Raw genomic sequence first — 19,966 nt, forward strand, 5'->3', positions numbered from 1 at the left:
GTGGAGAAGAAACAGAGCCTGTAGGAGCCGGCTTGCCGGCGAAGGGGCCCTGATTCCTGGCACAGATCGGCTATAGTGCGGCGCGGGTTTTGTTCTGGAGGCATCCCTTTTGCGTATCGCGTTTCTCTTCTCGGCCTGGCTTCTGAGTTTCAGCGTGCTGGCAGCGCCCAATGATGTGGCGACCCTGGACCGCAGCACCTGGCCGGAAAAGCTCGACAATCCGACCCTGTTCGACGTCGCCTCGCGGGCCGAGATCCTCACCTTCGCTCGCGCCTTGCTGATCAGCGAAGCCTGGGACGAGGCCTCGATGAAGCAGCGCCTGGGCCTGCGGATGATCAATATGGAGGCGATCTCTGAGCTGCGCGAGCATCTGTGGCAGCGCCTGCTGGATAACTACAACTTCGCCCAGCAGAGCTGCGACCAGGACGCGTCCTTCTGTTACCTGGTGGAAAACATGCAGCAGTTGCGCAAGCAGGCCGGCAAGTTCCATCTGGCGCAGGACTCCTACTACGCACGCTGGGGCGAGCCGAGCCGGACCTTCCACGAGCAGTACCTGGACGAATTGCTGCGCAAGGCCGCGCTGTCACCGCAGACCAGCAGCGAAGTGCTGCGCTTTGGCGACTACGAGCGCAATGGCGACGAGCTCAATGACCGGCTGTTTCTGCTGACCTTCGACAGCGCCGCCAACCTGGCGCCGGACAACACGCCCTGGCTCACCAACTACCTGCGCAAGGCCAACCTCAGCGGCACCTTCTTCGTTCTTGGCAACGATATCCAGAACCGTCTCGACAAGGCTTCGGTGGCCAGCCTGCAATCCCTGTATTCCCGGCAGTGCGTTGGGGTCCAGGGGTGGGAATTCCGTTCCCACAGCCATTGGCAGGACTGGCAGTACTCGATCCAGCGCAGCGCCGACCTGGTGAAAAGCAAGCTGCCGGAAAACTACGTGCCGCTGTTCCGCCCGCCCTATGGCCAGCGTCGCGCCGACGCCCAGGGCTTCTTCAATGCCCAGGGCATGCAGGTGGCGCTATGGGACATCGACGCCCAGGATGGCGCCGGCAAGCTCAAGGCCGAGGACAGCGGGCAGAGAGTGTTGACCTTGATGCTGCTGTGGCGACGCGGGGTGATCGCCTTCAATGCCAAGCAGGATGGGGTCAAGAGCAGCCTGCCCTGGTTGCTGGCCCAGACCGCGCAGAGCGGCATCGGTTGGGAAGACTGCCAGGATGCATTTCGCTGAAACGAAACAGCCTGCGCAAACAGGGAGAAATGGCGGTTGAAGAGGGGAAAAATAGCGGGATTTCGAGGCAGGCGGACTTCCGACTTTAACGGTGCCCGGGCCACTCGCCAAGGGCTATTCGTCACTCTGCAAAATAAACATCAAAAAAGCGTCAAAGTGCTTTTTCCTGTCACGGCTTTTGGAGTATTACGAACTCAGACCGCCGAAACCTGCGACACAGGTGGCGTCTCCCAAGACTCCTTGTGTGTGCAGGTCACCTGAACCCCCGCGGGTGAATTCGGTGGCCCTTCGAGGCGCGATACCCCATGGTATTGCGTCGACTGGCTCCCACATAAGGTGACCGAGTATGGATGACCACGGACGTAGCTCTTCTTCCAACCAGCCAATCCTTTATGTACTCGATACCAATGTATTGATTCACGATCCAAACGCCTTACTGAATTTCGAAGAACACCACGTCGCCATCCCTATGACCGTCCTCGAAGAGCTGGACAAGCTCAAGAGCGGGCATCACAGCGTGGCCGCCGAATGCCGCCAGGCCATCCGCCTGATCGACAAGACCCTGGGTGAGGCCTCACCCGAGGACGTCGAGCTGGGCGTACCGATCCAGCGTGGCAAGAGCGGGCCCAAGGGCTTGCTGTCGATCCTCATGAGCAAGCGCAACGAGCCCACCAGCCTGTTGCCGGACAACCTCAACGACAACATCATCATCAACCAGCTGATCGACCTGCACGCGCGCAACAAGGACCTGCCCGTGGTGCTGGTGACCAAAGACATCAACATGCGCCTCAAGGCGCGGGCCTGCGGGATCGCCGCCGAGGACTACAGCACCGACCAGCTGGTGGACGATGTTTCCCTGCTGCCCAATGGTTTCCACAACATGAGCGGCTCGTTCTGGGACCGCGTAAGCAAGGTGGAAACCCGCCAGGACCATGGCCGTACCTGGCACCAGGTGCAGTTGATCGACAACCTGCCGGCGGTGCACATCAATGAATTCATCATCGACGAACAGGGCTTTGTCGGCTGGATCAAGGAAATCCGCGCCGATGTGCTGCTGATCCTCGACCTGCATCAGGAACCCCTGTTGCACCAGGAAGCCTGGGGCCTGAAACCGCGGGACATCTATCAGGGCCTGGCGCTGTACGCGCTGCTCGATCCGGATATCCACCTGGTCAACCTGTCCGGCGCCGCGGGCTCGGGCAAGACCATCCTGGCCCTGGCCGCCGCTATCGAGCAGACCATGGTCAGCAAGCGCTACCGGCGCATCATCGCCACCCGCAGCGTGCAGGGGCTGGACCAGGAGATCGGCTTCCTGCCCGGCACCGAGGCGGAGAAGATGGAACCCTGGCTGGGCGCCATCACCGACAACCTCGAAGCCCTGCACATGGATGACGAGAACACCCACGGCAGCGTCGACTACATCCTCAGCAAGGTGCCGTTGCAGTTCAAATCCCTGAACTACATCCGCGGCCGCAGCTTCCAGCAGAGCCTGATCCTGATCGACGAATGCCAGAACCTCACCCCGCACCAGATGAAGACCATCATCACCCGTGCCGGCGCCGGTTCCAAAGTGGTGTGCCTGGGCAACCTGGCACAGATCGATACCCCCTACCTGTCGGCCACCAGTTCTGGCCTGACCTACCTCACCGAACGTTTCAAGGACTTCCCCAACGGCGTGCACATCACCCTGCAAGGGGTGCCGCGCTCGATCCTGGCGGAATACGCCGAAAGCCACTTGTAACCTCACCCTGGAACACAACGGGCGGCCCTTGGGCCGCCCGTTGCACTTCTGGCGCAGGCTCAGGCCAGTTGCTGCAGTTCCTCCAGCTCGCTGGAACGACTGTGGGCGCGTGCCATCAGGCTGTAGATCGACGGCAGCACGAACAGGGTGAACAGGGTGCCCACCAGCATGCCGATGACGATCACCAGCCCCAGGCCGAAACGGCTGCTGGCGCCGGCGCCGGAAGAAAACAGCAGCGGTACCAGCCCCACCACCATGGCGGCGGTGGTCATGAGGATCGGCCGCAGGCGGATCCGTGCCGCGCGGATAATCGCCTGTGCCGCAGTGCAGCCCAGGGCCGCGCGCAGTTCATTGGCGAACTCCACCATCAGGATGCCGTGCTTGCTGATGAGGCCGATCAGGGTCACCAGGCCGATCTGCGTGTAGATATTGATGGTCGCCAGCCCCAGCGCCAGGGGAATCAGCGCGCCACAGATCGACAGCGGCACGGTGATCAGGATGATCAGCGGGTCGCTCAGGCTTTCGTACTGCGCGGCCAGCACCATGTAGATCACGATGAGGGCGAACAGGAAAGTCAGCAGCAGGGCATTGCCTTCGTGGATGAACTGCCGCGAATCGGCCTGCCAGTCATGGCTGAAACTGGCGGGCAGGGCCTGGCTTTGCTGCTGCAGGAAGGCCACCGCCTGGCCCAGGCTGACCCCCGGGGCGGGGATGCCCTGGAAGGTCGCGGCATTCTGCTGGTTGAACTGCTTGAGCTTGTTGGGTTGGATGCTGTCATGCAGGCTGACCACGGTGGACAACGGCACCTGGGTGCCGCTGTCGGTCTCCACGTAGAAGCCGTTGAGGGCCTGGGGCGTCAGGCGCTGGGCCGCGGCGCTCTGGGGAATCACGTCGTAGGAGCGGCCCTGCAGGGCGAAGCGGTTGGTGTAGTTCTCGCCGATCAGCACCGCCAGGGTGGTGCCGATGTCCTGCATGCGGATGCCCAGGCTGTTGGCCTTGCTGCGATCGATGCGCACCTCGGTCACCGGGTTGTTGAACTCCAGGTCGCTGTCCACCACCGCGAACAGGCCGCTGGCCCGGGCCTGCTGCTTGATCTCCTCCATGGCCTGGAACAGCGAGCGGTAGTCCTCGGTGCTGCGGATCACCAGTTGCACCGGCAGGCCGCCGGTGGAGGCCGGCAGCGGCGGCAACTGGAAGACGAAGATCGAGTTGCCCTCGACCGCATCGACCTCCTGCTGCAACTGCTGCTGGATGCTGGCCGCGCTGCGCTGGCGTTGCGACCACTCGCTGAAGTTGACCCCGGCGAAACTGGCGGCCACGCCGTCGCTGCCATTGATGATCCAGGTGCTGACGGTTTCCGGCAGGCCCTGGAGGATCGCGTCCAGCTGGTAGGCATAGCGCTCGACATAGTCCAGGTTGGCGTGCTGCGGCGACTTGATCGCCAGCAGCAGGTTGCCCTGGTCTTCGTTGGGCGCCAGCTCCTTGCTGGCGTGGCCGTAGAGCCACGGCAGGCTGAGCAGCACCAGGGCGGCAAACGCCAGGACCGCGCCGCGCCAGCGCAGGGAACGCACCAGGCCGTGCTGGTAGAGACGTGCCAGCCAGTGGAAGAACTGCTCGGCCCAGCGGCTCATGCGACCTTCCTGCTGCCCCGCCGGCAGCAGCTTGGCGCACATCACCGGGGTCAGGGTCAGGGCCACTACCCCGGAGATCAGCACCGCGCCGGCCAGGGTCAGGGCGAACTCCTTGAACAGCGCGCCGGTCAGCCCGCTCATCAGGCCGATGGGCATGTACACCGCAGCCAGGGTGATGGTCATGGCGATCACCGGCGAGGCGATTTCGCGGGCCCCGACAAAGGCCGCCTGCAACGGCGTGCGACCCTCCTTGAGGTGGCGGTGGATGTTCTCCATGACCACGATGGCATCGTCCACCACCAGGCCGATGGCCAGGACCATGGCCAGCAGAGTCAAGAGGTTGATGCTGAAGCCGAACAGGTGCATCAGCGCCAGTGCGCCGACCATCGACAGCGGAATGCTGACCACCGGGATCAGCACGCTGCGGGCCGAGCCCAGGCACAGGTAGATGATCGCCACCACGATCAGGATGGCTTCGATCAGGGTTTCGATGACCTCGATGATCGAGGCCTGGATGAAGTGGGCGGTCTCGAACGCCAGGGCCACCTCCACTCCCGGCGGCAGGGTCTTCTGGATCTCCGGCAGCAGGCGCTTGATGTCGGCGACGATCAGCAGCGGGTTGCCCTTGGGCGTGGCATACAGGCCCAGGTGCACCGCCGGCTTGCCGTCCATCAGCGCACTGGTTTCATAGGACGCCGAGCCCAGCTCGACCCGGGCGATGTCCCGCAGGCGCAGGAGGTGGTCGCCACGGTTGCTGATGACCATGTCGCGAAACTCGTCGAGGTTGCTCAGGTCGGTGTTGACCTGGATCGACGAGATCACGTACTGGCCCTTGATCTGCCCGGGGGCGGCCTGGAAGTTGTTGGCGCGGATCGCCTGTTCCACCTGGGCCGCGCTGACGCCGTGGCCGGCCATGCGCTGCGGGTCCAGCCACAGGCGCATGGCCAGGCGCTGGCCGCCGAAGGTCTCGACCTTGGCCACGCCCTCGATGCTGGAAAACAGCGGCTGTACCACCCGGCTGAGGTAGTCGCTCAGCGCCGAGGCGGACAGCGAGCGGCTGGCGAAACCGACATAGGCCACGGCGGTGGCGTCCCCGGCGGAACGCTCGATCACCGGGTCGTAGGCCTGCTCGGGCAGGCGGTACTTGACCTGGTTGACCTTGGCGATCACCTCGCTCAGGGTCTTCGACGAATCCTGGTTGAGGGCCATGCGCAGGGTGATCAGGCTGCGCCCCTGGACCGAGGACGAGCTGACGTAGTCCACCCCCTCCACCGAGGCCAGGGACTGGTTGATCGGCTGGGTGACAAAGCCCTGCATCAGCTCAGCCGGCGCCCCGGGGTAGTCGGTGGTGACGCTGATCACCGAGCTTTCCAGCAACGGGTACTGGCGCACCGGCAGGTTGCTGTAGGCCTTGAGCCCCGCTAGCAGGATCAGCAGGCTGACCACCAGCGCCAGCACCGGGCGGCGGACAAACAGATCGGTGAACTTCACGGCTCTTCTCCTGCGGCCAGGGTCGTCGCACTGCCGCCGGCATCGCTGAGCACGCTGTGCTGCTGCGGTTCGATCGGGGCGCCGTCACTGAGCTTGATCTGCCCGGACGTCACCACTTGCGCGCCCGGCGCCAGGCCGCTGTCGATCACCACCCGGCCGGCATGCCGCGCGCCGGTTTTCACCGATACCCGCTGCACCGTCGGCGCGCCCTGGGCATCCTTGGCCGGCTGGACCACGAACAACTCTTCGCCGTAGGCGTTATAGGTCACCGCGGTTTCCGGCACGCTCAAGGTGCCACTGGGCAGCGGCTGGGCCAGCCGCACACGAGCGAACATATGGGGCAGGGCGCTGGCTGGCGGGTCTTGCAGGCGCGCCTGGATGCTCAGGGTGCGGGTGCGATCGAGAAACGGATCGACAGCGCTCACTTTGGCGCTGAGCACCTGCCCGGGCAGGGCGTCGAGAAGCACTTCCAGGGTCGCCCCTGGCGTGACTTGGGCCAGCGCCTGCTCGGGCACGCTGAAGTTGACGTACAGGCCCTTGTCGCCAATCAGGTTGATCAGTACGTCCCCAGGCTTCACGTATTGCCCCAGGTGCACCTTGCGAATGCCCAGGGTGCCGGCAAAGGGCGCGCGGATGGTGCGCTGCTCGATTTCCGCGGTCAGCGCCTGCAAGGCGCCCTTGGCGGTGGACAGCTCGGTCTGGGCATTGTCGAAGGCTTCCCTGGAGGTGGCGTTGACCGACACCAGGCGCCGCGAGCGTTCGAGGCGGATCCGGGCGTTTTCCATTTCCCCTTGCAGGCGCACCAGGTTGCCGCGCTGGGGCGCGTCGTTGAGCTGGACCAGGACCTGGCCGCGTTCGACCCGCTGCCCTGACTGGATCGGCAGGTTGACGATGCGCCCGCCGATTTCCGCCGGCACGCTGACTTGCTGGATCGCCTCCAGTTCGCCGATGGCTTCCAGGTAGTTGGGGAAGGGCAGGGTACTGGCCGTGGCCACGGCGACCTTGACCGGTGCCTGTGCATAGGCCTGTGGGCCGGGCCGGGCCCCGTGCCACAGCCACCCGGCCAGCAGGCCGACGGTCAGCAGCGCCGCGATCAGCGCCAGCCATGCGCGCAGGGAGGGGGGCTTGGTTACACCGACGGACACCATGACATTCACTCCTTGACGTCAGTTGCAGTTTCAGTAGATCGGCCAGCAACCGGGGGTGAGCAGCTCGACGAGGTTTTCATCCGGGTCGCGGAAATAGATGCTGGAGCCGCCCTTGGGCCATTCGGTACGACCTTCCAGGGGGATGCCGGAGTGGGCCAGGCGTTCCTTCCAGCCGGGCAGGTCCTGCTTGTCGATGGCAAAGCACACATGGATCCGCCCGCTGGCATCGTGGGGCGGGATCTCGCCGCCGCTGAGGTATTTGGTGTGCAGCGAGGCGCCCCGCTTGAACAGCAACAGGGTATTCTGGCCGCCGATGTTCAGCGCCACGAGGACATCACTCTCGACCATGACTTCCAGCTGGAAGGTTTTTGCGTAGAATTCTTTCGCGATGTCGAGATCGTTCACATAAAGGGCTGTTTCAATAATTCGTTTGAGTTGCAGCATGTGTTGCTCCTTTTGGGACCTTGCTCCCTGAGTTGGAAATGACAGGATGGTCACGGTCTTACTGCGCAATATCGATTTGAACCTGCTGGTGGTGCTTGATGCCCTGCTGACAGAAAAACATGTCACCCGCACGGCCTTGCGCCTGCACTTGAGCCAGCCGGCCATCAGCCACTCGTTGAGCAAGTTGCGCGGGTTGCTGGATGACCCGATCCTGATTCGCCGGGGCAGCGAACTGGTGCTCAGTTCCCTGGCCCAGAACATCCAGCAGCCGCTGCGGGAAATCCTCGGCCAGATCGAAACCCTGTTCGGCAAGTCCATCGACTTCGACCCGGCCAGTTCCCAGCGCATCTTCACCCTGGCGATGTCCGACTACGGCGCCGCGCTGGTGCTGCCCAACCTGATGGTGCGCTTGCGCCGCGATGCGCCGAACACCACCTTGGTGGTGACCCAGGACACCCGGCACGGAATGTTCGAGCAGGTTTCCCAGGGCAAGATCGACCTGGCCCTGGGGGTGTTTCCCAACCTGTCCGGCGACATTTCCACCGAGGTACTGTTCGAGGAAACCTTCTCCTGCCTCCTCGACCGACGCACGTTGCCGGCCGACGGCACGCTGGACCTGGACAGCTACCTGGCCCGGCCACACATCCTGGTGTCGATGGATGGCAGCGCCAACGGCGAGGTGGACAGCCTGCTGCGCGACGAAGGGCTGCAGCGGCGGATAGCCGTGAGCGTGCCCCATTGGCGCACTGCCCCCAGCATGATTCACAACACCGACCTGATTCTCACGGTGGCCACTCGCACCCTGGACGAAGCGCTGCTTAACCAGGACCTGATCCAGCTGCGACCGCCGTTGCCGATTCCGCCGTTTCCCTTCGTGCAGATCTGGCATCAGCGTTTCGACAATGAACCGGCCCATGTCTGGTTGCGCGAACAGGTCAAGCAGGTGGTCGCTCATAGCGCGCTCGGCGGCTGAGCCGGCCGCAGGCGCAGACGCAGGTCCGGCCCCAGCTGGCTGACGTCATACAGGGCAAAGTCCAGGGCCTCCTCCAGGCGGTCGAAGCACGGCAGGTGCACCAGCGGCCGGGCCAGATCCCCCAGCAGGCGCGGAGCCACGTACAACAGCAACTCATCCACCAGATGCGCCTTGAGCAGGTTGCCGGCCAGTGTCGGGCCGGCTTCCACCAGCAGGTCGTGCAGGCCGCGCTGGCTGAGGTTGTGCAGCAACTGCTCAAGGTGCAGGCCCTGGTCGTCCCCGGGCAGCGCCATGACCTGCTCGCTGTCGCTGCTGGCCAGCGGGCACTCCCGGTGCACCACGTGCAGGCTCGGCGCCTGGTCGTTGAACACCCGCGCCGTGGCGGGCACCCGGCCCTGGCTGTCGAGCACCACACGTACTGGCGCCAGGGCCTCCGGGGAGGACAGCTGGCGTACCGTGAGCAGTGGGTCGTCCGCCAGGACGGTACCGCTGCCGGTGAGGATCGCCGAGCTGCGGGCCCGCCAATACTGCACGTCGGCCCGGGCCCGGGTGCTGGTGATCCACTTCGAGCGCCCATTGTCCAGGGCCGTGCGCCCGTCCAGGCTCATGCCCATTTTCAGTTGCACCCAGGGCCGCTGGCGCCGCACTGTGGACAGAAAGCCCCGGTTCAACTCCTGGGCCGCCGATTCCAGCAGGCCGACCCGCACCTCGATTCCGGCGTTGCGCAGTTGGGCGATGCCCTGGCCGTTGACCTGTTCGAACGGGTCCTGATGGGCCACCACCACGCTGTGCACGCCGCTGTCGATCAGGGCCTGATGGCAGGCACCGGTGCGTCCGACATGGCTGCAGGGTTCCATGGTCACGTAGGCGGTGGCCCCCCGCGCCAGGCCACCGGCCTGGCGCAGGGCGAACACCTCGGCGTGGGGCCCGCCGGCCCGCCGATGCCAGCCTTCGCCGACCACTTGCGAGCCATGGGCGATCACGCAACCCACCCGCGGATTGGGCCAGGTGGAGTGGCTGCCCCGTTCTGCCAGGGACAGGGCGTGCTGCATGTGCTGGAAGTCGACTTCGCTGAAGTAGGTCATGGGCGCGCCGACTGGACAGCGGCCGGGGGCGTGATCGGGTAGATCCGGCCGTCGTAGGCGCTGGCCAGGAAACCTTCGCCGCTGGCGTCATGGATCAGGCAGGAAATGCCGCTGGCGGTGGGTTTCTCCACGCTGGCCCAGACGCGCTTTTTCAGATCGAAGACGGCCACGGTGCCGCCGTAGCTGCCGGTGGCGATCATCGAGCGGTCCCGGGAGATGGCGATGCACTTGATCGAGTGGCTGTGGGGCGTGTCGAACACCTCGCTGGCGCCATCGCGCCACAGGCGCAGTTTCAGGTCGCGACCGATGCTGGCGAAGCCGCCCTGGATCTGCGTGCAGCCGTTGGAGATCCGCTCGTGGGCCTTGTCCAGGTAGGTTTCCAGGCCGAAGTCGGCAATCCGGAAGAAGGCCGCGGCTGCGGTGGCGCACACGCTGAAAATGTAGGTTTCATCGGCGGCGATGCCTTTGATGGCGTTCTCATGCATGCGCACCTGGGTGACGAAGCGCGGCTGCTGCTGGTCCAGGCAGAAGATCAGCGCTTCGCCGGTGTAGGTGCCGATGGCTGCGTGCAAGGCACCGTCCTTGATGAAGGTGGTGCCGCAGTTCAGGGGCGAGCGGTGCTGGTACAGGGTGGCGCCGGTGCGGGCGTCGAACACCGTGCCCATCTGGCCGCCGGTCAACACACTGTCGCCAAAGGGCAGGAGGAAGTTGCACAGGCTGCCGGCCTTGATGCTGGGTTGGCCGTTGATGTGCAGGATGCCGGCGTCGCCGATGCTGTAGACGTCTTCGCCGACCACCGCCACTGCGTTGAGGCTGACCGCCGGTTCGATGCCGCTGAGGTCCCAGGTCTGGGTGGCGAAATCCCAGGTGGCATAGCGCGAGCCGAAGGTGACGAAGGCGATGCGATGGCTGCCCAGCAGCGCGCAACTGCGTGGCCAGATGATGCTCGGCAGGGAGGTTTCCGCGGTCTTGACCAGGGTGCCGTCCTGCTTGAGGTGCCAGAGCATGACCGAGCGGTCGTAGCTGAGGCTGATCAGCAGGCGCTGGCTGTCGTCCCAGATGATGCGCTTGATCCCGGCGCTGTGGGCGGGCTGCAGCAGGGTGCCGCGGGGGCTGATGATGGAGATCTTGCCTTCGTCGTCGCCGGCGAAAATGATGCCCTCGCGGGACAGGGCCACGGTGTCGGTTTCCACGCCGCCCAGGTCGATGGTTTCCAGCTGTTGCCCGGTATTGGCATCCCAGCGCCGGATCGAACCGTCATCGCTGCTCGACACCAGGGTCTGGCCATCGGCCGACCAGCACACCGAGATCACGTCGGCGGTGTGGCCGTGGAGGATCCGCAGGGTCTGGCCGCTGAGGTTGAACAGGCGGATGCTGTGGTCCCGGGAGCAGGTGGCGATGGTCTGGCCGTCCGGGGAGAAGGCGGCCATCTCGATGTCGTCGTCATGGCCGATGAGCACGGTCTTCAGGCGCAGGGACGGCACTTCCCAGACCCGCGCGGTGTAGTCGCTGCTGGCGCTTACCAGCAGCGTGCCGGCGGCGTTGAATGCGCACTGGTTGGCCAGGTGATCGTGAAGGACCCGCTGGATCGGGGTCCGGGTCCTGGCATCCCAGAGGATCACCTGGTTGTCGTAGCCGGCGGTGGCGACGTAGGTGTCCTTGAACGTGGCGATGCCGCTGATGGGCCCGAAATGTCTCATGATTATTGTCCTTAATAATGCGTTGGCGGATGACGGGCAGCCGTCCCCCGGCCCGCGGGCTCCGGGGGAGGCAGGCTCTTCTATTTGATGAGATCGATGAGGTGGTGCTTCTTGTCTTTCTTGGCTTGCAGGTAGTGGCTGTTGTGCCGGGTGAGGAAGACCCCGGTGGGGATGGTGCTGTCCACGATGATGCCGTTGTCCTTCAGGGCCTGGACCTTGTCCGGGTTGTTGGTGATCAGGCGGCAGTGCTGCACGCCCAGGGCCTTGAGCATCCTGGCGGCCATGGAGAAGTCCCGGCCGTCCTCGGGGAAGTTCAAGTGGCTGTTGGCTTCGAAGGTGTCCATGCCGCCGTCTTGCAGGCGGTAGGCATCCAGCTTGGCGTACAGGCCGATGCCCCGGCCTTCCTGGCGCAGGTAGATGAGGTAGCCGCCTTCTTCCTGCATGCGCGAGATGGACTCGCTCAGTTGCGGGCCGCAATCGCAGCGCTGGGAGTTGAAGACATCGCCGGTCAGGCATTCGGAATGAATGCGCACCAGGGGGCTGTGTTCGCTGGCGGGGCCCAGCTTGATCAGGATGTGTTCATGGGCCGCTTCCAGGCCGCTGAAACTGTAGAAAGTGCCGGGGGTGGGCGAGTCGTTCAGGGGGATGTCGACCTGGTTTCTGATACTGAGTGTGTTCATGGAAATCCCTTCCGTTCTTTGACGTTGAACGTGTAATTGTTTGGTTGCAAAAGTAGAAATGCCGGGTCAGAGGCTCTCGGCGAGCCTGAAGCCCATCACGTAGATCTCCCTGGGGTATTTGCCGTGTCGACGGCAGTTGCGGGTCAAGTCGCGAAAGCGCGTGAAGCTGCCGCCGCGGGCAATCCGGTGGGTGCCGACCACGGTCACCAGGTCGTCGATGACGGCGTTGCCGCCGGGGTAGGGGGCGTAGTCATCGGCCACGTATTCTTCGACGTTTCCGGCCATGTCCATGCAGCCGAAGGGCGATGCGCCCTCGGGCAGGGCGCCTACCGGGGTGGTGGCGAACAGGCCCATTTCCGCGGTGTTGGCGTGCAGGGGCAGAAACTGGTCGCCCCAGGGGTATTCGAGGTTTTCATGGCCGGCGGCGGCAAACTCCCATTCCGCTTCGCTGGGCAGGCGGAACGAGCGACCGGTACGGGCCGCCAGCCACTGGCAGTAGACGTCGGCATCGCCGGCGCTCAGGCCATAGACCGGATGGTTGGCGCGTTCGCTGGGGAACTGGCCGAAAAGCCAGTTGCCGGGGATGGCGGGGTACTGCGAATCCTCCAGGAATGCCCGGTATTCCAGGTTGGTTACCGGGTACTTGCCAATGGCGTAGGGCTTGAGCTCCACCCGGTGGCGCGGGGCCTCCTTCTCGATCCAGCTGCGGTCCAGCCCCAGGCCCTGCATGCGCTGCAGCACCTGGTCGATGGCCGACTCCTCCAGGCCGATCTCGACCTGGCCGCCTTCGATGGTGATCATCGGCGGGTTGAGTACATCCAGGCGTGGGTCCATGGTCTGTGCCAGCAGCCGTGCCGAGGCCAGACGCCATGACAGGGGAGCGTCAGGGTTTTCCACCCCCAGGGCCAACTGCTCCGCCGATTTGTCGGACAACTGCCGCCAGACTGCCAGGGGCAGCGAAAGCTCGATGCCTGGCTGAAAGTGTTCCGCGAGGCCCATCAATTGCCTGTCGGTCATTTCGGCTGTCAGGGGGCCGTCGAACACTGGCCAGTGAGCAAAACCCTTGGAATTCATAGTACTTCTTGTCCTGCATCTGGTTGAGGGGAGAGGGGCGGTCACAGGGTGCAGATCAGCCCGGTTTGCAGGCAGTTGCGCTCGAAATCGTCCCAGTAGCCGACGGGATGCTTGGCACGATTGGCGACGGAGATGATTGGCTTCTGCCACTGCAGCTTGGAGAAGCCGGCCTTGAGGATGGCGTGCTCGTAGGTGTCGCGGCTCCAGCGGTGGAAGGTGAAGGCGCTGGGCGGTTGGGTAACGAACTCGGCGTGATGGCGGAAGCCACCGGCATGGGCTTCTTCGCTGAGTACGTGGACGCCGTACTTGGTGAAGTTGCCGCGTTGCAACTCGAAGCCCGGGTCCACGGTGTAGGCGATGAGTTTGCCGCCGGGGACCATGTTCCTGGCCACCACCTTGAACATCTTTTCCAGCTCTTGTGGTGATTGCGCGTAATTGAACAGCCAGGCCGCAGTGACGCGGTCGAAGTGCCCCAGTACGCCCATGTCGCAGACGTTGGCGACGTGATACTCGATGGCCTCCTGGTTGCGTGCCGATTCCTTGCGTGCCAGTTCGATCATCGATGAGGAAATATCCACCCCGACCACCTTGCTGGCGCCCTGGTGGTAAAGCTCGCGGCCGAAGTAGCCGAAGCCGCAGGCCAGGTCCAGGACGGATTTGCCTTGTATGGCTCCCACCATATGGAAGAAGGTTTCGGTTTCTACCGAGCGTTGCGAGGCGGTGTCGGTAAAGTCTTCAAAGCGTTCACCGATGGAGTCATAAGTTGCAGCTTGACTGGTCATTGTTCACCTATATGGTCGGCTGAGTGTTATTAACTTTCCGATGAGGAAATAGTTGGGCAGGTTGTTTCTGGTTGTTATCGGTTGTTGCGTTGTTCTTATGGCTAGCCGCGAGTGGTAATGATGAATCCACCAATGACGACTAGTACGCCAATGAGTTTTTGCATGCTTATTGTTTGGCGTGGAAGACCGACCAAACCGAAATAGTCGATGAGCAAGGAAATGATCAGTTGTCCGACAATCACTGTCATGATGAAGTTGAGGGCCCCTAGGCGTGGCGCCATCAGCAGGGCGACGGTGATGTAGAACACACCGGCAATCCCGCCCATCCAGATCCACCAGGGGCCTTCCTGAGCGGCTGCGAAGTTGGGGCGAGGAACTTTAATAAAGATTATTACAGCAATAAGTGCCAGTAGGCTGACAAGTAGTGATACCCCGGTGGCCCATAGTGGATGGCCTAATAAGTGTCCAAGTCTTGAATTGGTTCCTGCTTGTAGTGGTACTGCGAAACCGGCCAGGAGGCTTAGGAGGATTGATATTAGAAATGCCATGTTTTTTCGTTTCCTTTTTCCGGGAAGTTGTACTTTTATTAATATAATGGCGCCAATTCTTTGTTCTTATGCTGGGTATTCGCCACGCTGATCGTCCTCTGGGACCCTGGGCCAGACAGGCCGGCTGACCATCTCGGGCAGGAATGTTTCCCCCCGGGGGGCGGGGCTGCAGGGTGCGGAAAACTGACTCGCGGGTTTACAATCGCCGCCACCAGATCAGGAGTAACGCCGTGCTGACTCATCTCGATTCCCAGGGGCGCGCCAATATGGTCGACGTCACCGACAAGGCCGTGACCTTTCGCGAGGCGGTGGCCGAAGCGCGGGTACGCATGCTCCCGCAAACCCTGCATATGATCGTCAGCGGCGGTCACCCCAAGGGCGATGTATTCGCCGTGGCGCGCATCGCCGGGATCCAGGCGGCAAAGAAAACCAGTGACCTGATTCCCTTGTGCCATCCGTTGATGCTCACCAGTGTCAAGGTCGAGCTCAGTGCCGAAGGCGAGGACTGCGTGCACATCGTTGCGCGTTGCAAACTATCGGGGCAGACCGGGGTGGAAATGGAGGCGCTGACCGCCGCCAGCGTCGCCGCGCTGACCATCTATGACATGTGCAAGGCGGTGGACCGGGGCATGACCATCGACAGCGTTCGGGTGCTGGAGAAGCTCGGCGGCAAGAGCGGCCATTACCAGGCGGATCAGGCATGAAGATCTCGGTGAAGTTTTTCGCTCGCTACCGCGAGGCTCTGGGCATTGACGGGCTGGAGATCGAAGGCGTGTTCCAGCAGGTCGAGGATGTGCGCCAGGCGTTGCTGCCCCGGGACGGGGCCGAGGTATTGGCCGAGCAGAACCTGATGTGCGCCCGCAATGAAGAGCTGTGCCAGCTGGACGAACCCCTGGAAGACGGCGACGAAGTGGCGTTTTTCCCCACGGTGACCGGAGGTTGAGATGGTGATTCGAGTGCAGTCAGCAGCGTTCGATCCCGGGGCTGAAGTCAACGCCATGCACGCCGCGGATACCGGGGTGGGTGCGGTGGTCAGCTTTGTCGGCTACGTGCGCGATTTCAATGATGGGCAGGATGTCCACGGCATGTTTCTTGAGCACTACCCGGGCATGACCGAAAAGGCCCTGGGCAAGATCGCCGCCGAAGCCGAGCAGCGCTGGCCGCTGTTGCAACTGGAAGTGCTGCACCGCATCGGCGCCCTGGAGCCGGGCGAGCCCATTGTGTTTGTCGGTGCGGCCAGTGCCCATCGCCAGGCTGCGTTCGATGCCTGTGCCTTTGTCATGGATTACCTCAAGACCCGGGCGCCGTTCTGGAAAAAGGAAAACACCGCCGACGGCCCGCGCTGGGTGGAAGGTCGCGACAGCGACCATGCGGCGGCCGCGCGCTGGAAAGACTGATCCCCTGATACTTGCCGGCGGCGCCTGAGCCCGCCGCAATCCAACCTGCAATCGACTGCGACTGTTCCCGCCGACCGCTGGGGATAAGTCGTTGCGCGCGCCGTTGACGATATGTACGTAAAAGTCCAGTATGGATTAACAAGTACAAATAAAGCGTCGCCTGTTTCTCCTCTTCTTTCTGTCTTGCCAAACCAACAACAACCCGCGAGAGAACGAACATGAAAAAACTCCCCCTGATCAGTGGCCTGGCCTTGAGCCTGTTGGCGTGCAGCAGCCTGTTCGCGGCCGAAAAGACCCTGCGCCTGGGCATCGAGGCGGCGTACCCGCCATTTGCCTTCAAGACCGCCGAGGGCAAGATCGGTGGTTTCGACTACGACATCGGCAATGCCCTGTGCGCGCAGATGCAGGTCAAGTGCGAGTGGATCGAGGGCGAGTTCGACGGCCTGATTCCTTCGCTGAAGGTGAAGAAGATCGACGCTGCGCTGTCCTCCATGACCATTACCGCCGAGCGCCGCAAATCCGTGGATTTCACCCACAAGTACTACTTCACGTCGTCGCGCCTGGTGATGAAGAAGGGCGCCGAGGTGGACGACCAGTACGCCAGCCTCAAGGGCAAGACCGTGGGCGTGCAGCGCTCCACCACCACCGACCGCTATGCCACGGAGGTGTTCGAGCCCAAGGGCATCAAGGTGGTGCGCTACAGCAACAACGAGGAGATCTACATGGACCTGGCGGCCGGGCGCCTGGACGCGATCTTTGCCGACAGCATTCCGCTGGCCGACTTTCTGTCGATGCCCCGGGGGGCCGACTACGCCTTTGTCGGGCCTGAGCTCAAAGATCCGAAGTACGTCGGCGAGGGCGCCGGGATTGCCGTGCGCAAGGGCAACAGTGAACTGGTGGGCGAGTTGAACAGGGCCATCGATGATATTCGGGCCAATGGTGAATATCAGAAGATCCAGGCCAAGTACTTCAAGTCGGATATCTATGGGGATTGAGACATTGTGGCGTTCTTGAGGACGCCTTCGCGAGCGAGCTCGCTCCTACAGGTGTTGTGCAATTCCGCGTAGGAGCGAGCTTGCTCGTGAACCTTTATTGTCCCTTCAATTCCTTCAGGTGCTTGTACACCGTCGCCCGGCCCATGTTCAGCACGTTGGCCACGTAGTTGGAGGCGCTCTTGCCCTTGAAGGCGCCCTCGGCGTGCAGCGCCAGCACCAGTTCGCGCTTGTGATCGCGGGTCAGCAGGTTCAGCCCCAGCTGGCGCTCGCGCAGCCAGTTGTGCAGGAAGGTGTTGATCCGCTCCTGCCAGTCATCGCGAAACAGCGAGTCGGGCTGGGGAATCAGTTTGCTCGGCGACAGAAACAGGTCCAGCGCCGCCTTGGCGTTTTCGAACAGCGAGATGTTCAGGTTGATGCACAGCACCGCCTGGGGCTGGCCTTGGCTGTCGCGCAGCACGCTGCTGAGGCTGCGGATCTTCTGTCCGTCCCAGTTGAGTTTTTCATAGGGGCCGATGTTGCGTTCGTCGCGGTCGCCGCTGAGCAGGTCTTCCAGGGCTGCGTCGTCGCCCACTTCGCGTTTGGACAGGTTGTTGGCGATGTAGTCGATCTTCTGTGTACGCAGGTCGTGGAGCACCACCTCGGCATGGGGGAAGAACAGGGTGGCAATGGCATCGGCAATCGCCCGGAAATTGTCCAGGGCAGGGTCCTTTGCAGGTGAGGTCATGGTCGTACTCCAGGCAGCTTCAGCGCCCGCCGGCAGCGGGCGCTGGGAGTGTGCCGCAATCGTTGGGGGCGCCTCAACCGGTGGTTCGGTCGAGGCGGGCCGGGGAGAGCATGGCAGGCGTGAGGCCGAAGCGGGTCAGGTGTTCCGGCAAGGGGGCACCTCGCACCAGGGCGGCGCTGGCCTGGCCCATGGCCGGCGAGGTCTGGATACCGTAGCCGCCCTGGCCTGCAACCCAGAACAGCCCCGGAACCTGCAGGTCGAAACCGGCCAGCAGATCGCCGTCGCTGACAAAGCTGCGCAGCCCGGCCCAGGTCCGGGTCGGACGACGGATGCTCAGGGTGGTGGCTTCTTCGATCTGGTGGATACCCAGGGCAATGTCCAGTTCTTCGGGTTGCACATCGTGGGGTTCAACCGGATCGGCATTGGCCGGTGAGCCGAGGAACATGCCGGCGTCGGGCTTCATGTAGAAGGATTCATCCAGGCTCACCAGCATTGGCCAGTGGTGAAAGTCCAGGCCTTCGGCGGCGGCGAAGATGAAAGCCGCGCGGCGCTTGGGCTGCAGGCCCAGGGCGCGGGCTCCGGCCATTGTGCCGATGTGGTCGGCCCAGGCCCCGGCGGCATTGATCAACACCGGCGCACTGAACGCCTGAGCGGCCGTTCGCACCTGCCACTGCCCTTGGCTGTCGCGCTCGATCCCCAGCACTTCATGGTCGGTGCAGACCTGGCCCTGGTTGCGGCGGATGCCCCGCAGGTAGCCCTGGTGCAGGGCGTCGGTGTCGATATCGCTGGCGCTGGGGTCGTAGAGCGCGCCATGGACCTTTTCCCGGCGCAGGATCGGCAGGCGCGCGCAGGCTTCGTCGGCGCTCAGCAGTTGCATCTCCGGCACCGTGGCCCTGGCGCTCAGGTACTGGTTGTTCAGCTCGGCCGGATCACCGTTGAAGTCCACGGTCATTTCACCCCGCGGGGTCAGCAGCGGGTGCTCGCAGAAACCCTGCGGCGGGTGGTCGAAGAAGGCCCGGCTGGCCAGGGTCAGGGCGCGCACCTGGGCGGTGCCGTAGGCGGCGGTATAGAGCGCCGCGGAGCGGCCGGTGGAGTGATAGGCGGGATGGGATTCACGCTCCAGCACAACCACCCGGCCATGGGGCGACAGCCAGTAGCCGGTGGACGCTCCGGCGATACCGCCGCCAATGATGATGAAATCTGCCTGGATCATTCGAAGCTCCGCAATAGGGGCGAGCAGCAGTGGTTACTGCGGGCGCCGCAGGTGGTACAGGGCATTGGCCAGGGCGATGTCTTCCAGGCCCAGGCCGATGGAACGGAAGAACACCGGGCGTTCGGCATCCGGGAGCGGGGCCTGTTCGCTGAGCAGCTCCGGCAGGTCGCCGAGAATCGCCGCACTGTCCCAGCCGTGCTGTTCGCCGGCGATCAGCATTTCACCGGCGCAGCCCGGCGTGGTGCGCCGGTAGTCGCAGTAGACCTGCATCTGTGCCAGGGCCGCGGGCGGCACTTCGTGGGCCCGTGGCGCATTGGTGCTGATGGAGGTGATCAGCGCCGGCTTGCCGAGGCTGCTCGGATCCAGCACGGGTCCGGCGGACGAGGTGCAGAGCATGATCACGTCGGCGCCCTCGGTGGCGTCCTCAAGCCGGGCCACCAGTTGCAAGCGCGGGTCGAGGGCTTGCAGGCGGGCAAGCTCTGCGGCGGGCTTGTTCGCCAGGCTCGGGGAGTAGAGGCGGATGCTCTGCCAGGGGCGCAGGTTCTGCACATAGCGCAAGTGCGCCTGGGCCACCGCGCCGCTACCGATGATCGCCAGGTGCCGGGTTGTGGGGGGCGCCAGGGCGTCGACCGCGACCGCTGTGGTGGCCGCGGTACGGGCGGTGGTCAGTTCGGCGGCGTCGCACAGCAGTAACGGCTGGCCGCTGTCCATGGACATCAGTAACGTCCAGGCGGTAACCAGCGCACCTTCGGTACGGACGATGTAGGGCGAGGTCTTGACCCCGTACACCCGGTCTTCGGCCAGCACCCCCAGGTAATTGATGAAGTCGCCGGCCCCCTGGGGAAACTCCACCAGTTGCTGCGCCGGTTGCACGGCGAGCCCGGCAGCCAGGTCGCGGAACAGTTTGCGCAGGATCTGCGGCACGTCGATGCGTTCGAGCAATTGACGGGCCTCGGGGCGGGCAATCACGTAAGGCGTGCTGGACATGCAAGGGCTTCCTGGATTTAAACTAATTTGTCTATTATGGACTTTTAGTTTTGATGGGCAATATCCAGGCGAAAAAAAACGCAGCCTGTGGTCGGGCTGCGTTTCTCCAGGTTGCCGGG

General features: G+C 63.6%; 19 protein-coding genes. 7 read left to right on the forward strand and 12 right to left on the reverse strand.

From position 1 onward, the window contains the following. Positions 1–109 precede the first annotated feature (109 nt). Positions 110–1,234, forward strand: a complete 1,125-nt coding sequence (locus tag AC1RMG_RS08215; protein ID WP_053156463.1) for a polysaccharide deacetylase family protein — start codon at positions 110–112, stop codon at positions 1,232–1,234. Between the two features lie 346 nt (positions 1,235–1,580). Beyond that, the gene (locus AC1RMG_RS08220; RefSeq protein WP_011059380.1) at positions 1,581–2,975 is read left to right on the forward strand and encodes a PhoH family protein; all 1,395 of its coding nucleotides are present in this window, start codon (positions 1,581–1,583) and stop codon (positions 2,973–2,975) included. 59 nt (positions 2,976–3,034) lie between these two features. Here AC1RMG_RS08220 and AC1RMG_RS08225 read toward each other — a convergent pair whose 3' ends face one another. From AC1RMG_RS08225 to AC1RMG_RS08235, 3 genes are read right to left on the reverse strand one after another with little or no spacing between them, the layout of a single operon-like run. Continuing rightward, the gene (locus AC1RMG_RS08225) at positions 3,035–6,097 is read right to left on the reverse strand and encodes a MexW/MexI family multidrug efflux RND transporter permease subunit (protein WP_072443060.1); all 3,063 of its coding nucleotides are present in this window, start codon (positions 6,095–6,097) and stop codon (positions 3,035–3,037) included. Further along, positions 6,094–7,245, reverse strand: coding sequence for an efflux RND transporter periplasmic adaptor subunit (locus tag AC1RMG_RS08230; RefSeq protein ID WP_125062791.1), 1,152 nt, complete (start codon positions 7,243–7,245; stop codon positions 6,094–6,096). The genes AC1RMG_RS08225 and AC1RMG_RS08230 overlap by 4 nt, the downstream gene beginning before the upstream one ends. Positions 7,246–7,275: 30 nt before the next feature. Next, complete coding sequence (locus AC1RMG_RS08235) at positions 7,276–7,689, reverse strand: VOC family protein (RefSeq protein ID WP_015634243.1); 414 nt, start codon at positions 7,687–7,689, stop codon at positions 7,276–7,278. Between the two features lie 46 nt (positions 7,690–7,735). On the opposite strand from AC1RMG_RS08235, the gene AC1RMG_RS08240 reads away from it, so the two are divergent. Continuing rightward, positions 7,736–8,662 (forward strand): LysR family transcriptional regulator, encoded by a 927-nt coding sequence (locus tag AC1RMG_RS08240; RefSeq protein ID WP_011059384.1) that lies wholly within the window; start codon positions 7,736–7,738, stop codon positions 8,660–8,662. Here AC1RMG_RS08240 and ribD read toward each other — a convergent pair. The 6 genes from ribD to AC1RMG_RS08270 form a co-directional block, all read right to left on the reverse strand. Continuing rightward, positions 8,641–9,747 carry a bifunctional diaminohydroxyphosphoribosylaminopyrimidine deaminase/5-amino-6-(5-phosphoribosylamino)uracil reductase RibD gene (ribD, locus tag AC1RMG_RS08245; protein WP_011059385.1) on the reverse strand — a complete coding sequence of 369 codons (1,107 nt, stop codon included), beginning with the start codon at positions 9,745–9,747 and terminating at the stop codon, positions 8,641–8,643. The genes AC1RMG_RS08240 and ribD overlap by 22 nt on opposite strands. Then, the gene (locus AC1RMG_RS08250) at positions 9,744–11,447 is read right to left on the reverse strand and encodes a WD40 repeat domain-containing protein (protein ID WP_015634244.1); all 1,704 of its coding nucleotides are present in this window, start codon (positions 11,445–11,447) and stop codon (positions 9,744–9,746) included. Before AC1RMG_RS08250 ends, ribD begins: the two co-directional genes overlap by 4 nt. Positions 11,448–11,527: 80 nt before the next feature. Further along, positions 11,528–12,127: a GTP cyclohydrolase II gene (locus tag AC1RMG_RS08255; protein WP_011059387.1), complete on the reverse strand. Its 600-nt coding sequence runs from the start codon at positions 12,125–12,127 to the stop codon at positions 11,528–11,530. A 66-nt stretch (positions 12,128–12,193) separates the two neighbouring features. Beyond that, a complete protein-coding gene (locus AC1RMG_RS08260; RefSeq protein ID WP_170866326.1) occupies positions 12,194–13,201 on the reverse strand; it encodes a formylglycine-generating enzyme family protein in 1,008 nt (335 codons plus the stop codon). Between the two features lie 41 nt (positions 13,202–13,242). Continuing rightward, positions 13,243–13,983, reverse strand: coding sequence for a class I SAM-dependent methyltransferase (locus AC1RMG_RS08265; protein WP_015634246.1), 741 nt, complete (start codon positions 13,981–13,983; stop codon positions 13,243–13,245). A 101-nt stretch (positions 13,984–14,084) separates the two neighbouring features. Next, entirely contained in the window at positions 14,085–14,531 is a 447-nt protein-coding gene (locus tag AC1RMG_RS08270; protein WP_011059390.1) for a DMT family transporter, read from the reverse strand. 230 nt (positions 14,532–14,761) lie between these two features. On the opposite strand from AC1RMG_RS08270, the gene moaC reads away from it, so the two are divergent. The 4 genes from moaC to AC1RMG_RS08290 all read left to right on the forward strand — a co-directional run bounded on the left by moaC (position 14,762) and on the right by AC1RMG_RS08290 (position 16,923). After that, positions 14,762–15,235: a cyclic pyranopterin monophosphate synthase MoaC gene (gene moaC, locus AC1RMG_RS08275; protein ID WP_493168916.1), complete on the forward strand. Its 474-nt coding sequence runs from the start codon at positions 14,762–14,764 to the stop codon at positions 15,233–15,235. Further along, positions 15,232–15,474 (forward strand): MoaD/ThiS family protein, encoded by a 243-nt coding sequence (locus AC1RMG_RS08280; RefSeq protein ID WP_493168918.1) that lies wholly within the window; start codon positions 15,232–15,234, stop codon positions 15,472–15,474. The genes moaC and AC1RMG_RS08280 overlap by 4 nt, the downstream gene beginning before the upstream one ends. 1 nt (position 15,475) lies before the next feature. Then, positions 15,476–15,928, forward strand: coding sequence for a molybdopterin synthase catalytic subunit MoaE (gene moaE, locus AC1RMG_RS08285; protein WP_283990866.1), 453 nt, complete (start codon positions 15,476–15,478; stop codon positions 15,926–15,928). Between the two features lie 218 nt (positions 15,929–16,146). Next, on the forward strand, positions 16,147–16,923 hold the full coding sequence (locus tag AC1RMG_RS08290; RefSeq protein WP_015634249.1) for an ABC transporter substrate-binding protein: 777 nt from the start codon (positions 16,147–16,149) through the stop codon (positions 16,921–16,923). Between the two features lie 94 nt (positions 16,924–17,017). Here AC1RMG_RS08290 and AC1RMG_RS08295 read toward each other — a convergent pair whose 3' ends face one another. The 3 genes from AC1RMG_RS08295 to AC1RMG_RS08305 all read right to left on the reverse strand — a co-directional run bounded on the left by AC1RMG_RS08295 (position 17,018) and on the right by AC1RMG_RS08305 (position 19,847). Continuing rightward, positions 17,018–17,647, reverse strand: a complete 630-nt coding sequence (locus tag AC1RMG_RS08295; protein ID WP_011059395.1) for a helix-turn-helix transcriptional regulator — start codon at positions 17,645–17,647, stop codon at positions 17,018–17,020. Between the two features lie 73 nt (positions 17,648–17,720). Further along, positions 17,721–18,860: an NAD(P)/FAD-dependent oxidoreductase gene (locus AC1RMG_RS08300; protein WP_019094753.1), complete on the reverse strand. Its 1,140-nt coding sequence runs from the start codon at positions 18,858–18,860 to the stop codon at positions 17,721–17,723. 33 nt (positions 18,861–18,893) lie between these two features. Further along, on the reverse strand, positions 18,894–19,847 hold the full coding sequence (locus AC1RMG_RS08305) for an ornithine cyclodeaminase family protein (RefSeq protein ID WP_493168921.1): 954 nt from the start codon (positions 19,845–19,847) through the stop codon (positions 18,894–18,896). Positions 19,848–19,966: the final 119 nt, after the last annotated feature.

Source organism: Pseudomonas sp. GW822-FHT04H02 (assembly GCF_058800645.1).

What these genes read in the sequence shown, in the direction of transcription:
- AC1RMG_RS08220 (WP_011059380.1), top strand. Translation starts at nt 1,581, where the DNA reads ATGGATGACCACGGACGTAGCTCTTCTTCCAACCAGCCAATCCTTTAT.
- AC1RMG_RS08230 (WP_125062791.1), bottom strand. Translation starts at nt 7,245, where the DNA reads ATGGTGTCCGTCGGTGTAACCAAGCCCCCCTCCCTGCGCGCATGGCTG.
- AC1RMG_RS08235 (WP_015634243.1), bottom strand. Translation starts at nt 7,689, where the DNA reads ATGCTGCAACTCAAACGAATTATTGAAACAGCCCTTTATGTGAACGAT.
- AC1RMG_RS08240 (WP_011059384.1), top strand. Translation starts at nt 7,736, where the DNA reads ATGGTCACGGTCTTACTGCGCAATATCGATTTGAACCTGCTGGTGGTG.
- ribD (WP_011059385.1), bottom strand. Translation starts at nt 9,747, where the DNA reads ATGACCTACTTCAGCGAAGTCGACTTCCAGCACATGCAGCACGCCCTG.
- AC1RMG_RS08250 (WP_015634244.1), bottom strand. Translation starts at nt 11,447, where the DNA reads ATGAGACATTTCGGGCCCATCAGCGGCATCGCCACGTTCAAGGACACC.
- AC1RMG_RS08255 (WP_011059387.1), bottom strand. Translation starts at nt 12,127, where the DNA reads ATGAACACACTCAGTATCAGAAACCAGGTCGACATCCCCCTGAACGAC.
- AC1RMG_RS08260 (WP_170866326.1), bottom strand. Translation starts at nt 13,201, where the DNA reads ATGAATTCCAAGGGTTTTGCTCACTGGCCAGTGTTCGACGGCCCCCTG.
- AC1RMG_RS08265 (WP_015634246.1), bottom strand. Translation starts at nt 13,983, where the DNA reads ATGACCAGTCAAGCTGCAACTTATGACTCCATCGGTGAACGCTTTGAA.
- AC1RMG_RS08270 (WP_011059390.1), bottom strand. Translation starts at nt 14,531, where the DNA reads ATGGCATTTCTAATATCAATCCTCCTAAGCCTCCTGGCCGGTTTCGCA.
- AC1RMG_RS08280 (WP_493168918.1), top strand. Translation starts at nt 15,232, where the DNA reads ATGAAGATCTCGGTGAAGTTTTTCGCTCGCTACCGCGAGGCTCTGGGC.
- moaE (WP_283990866.1), top strand. Translation starts at nt 15,476, where the DNA reads ATGGTGATTCGAGTGCAGTCAGCAGCGTTCGATCCCGGGGCTGAAGTC.
- AC1RMG_RS08290 (WP_015634249.1), top strand. Translation starts at nt 16,147, where the DNA reads ATGAAAAAACTCCCCCTGATCAGTGGCCTGGCCTTGAGCCTGTTGGCG.
- AC1RMG_RS08295 (WP_011059395.1), bottom strand. Translation starts at nt 17,647, where the DNA reads ATGACCTCACCTGCAAAGGACCCTGCCCTGGACAATTTCCGGGCGATT.
- AC1RMG_RS08300 (WP_019094753.1), bottom strand. Translation starts at nt 18,860, where the DNA reads ATGATCCAGGCAGATTTCATCATCATTGGCGGCGGTATCGCCGGAGCG.
- AC1RMG_RS08305 (WP_493168921.1), bottom strand. Translation starts at nt 19,847, where the DNA reads ATGTCCAGCACGCCTTACGTGATTGCCCGCCCCGAGGCCCGTCAATTG.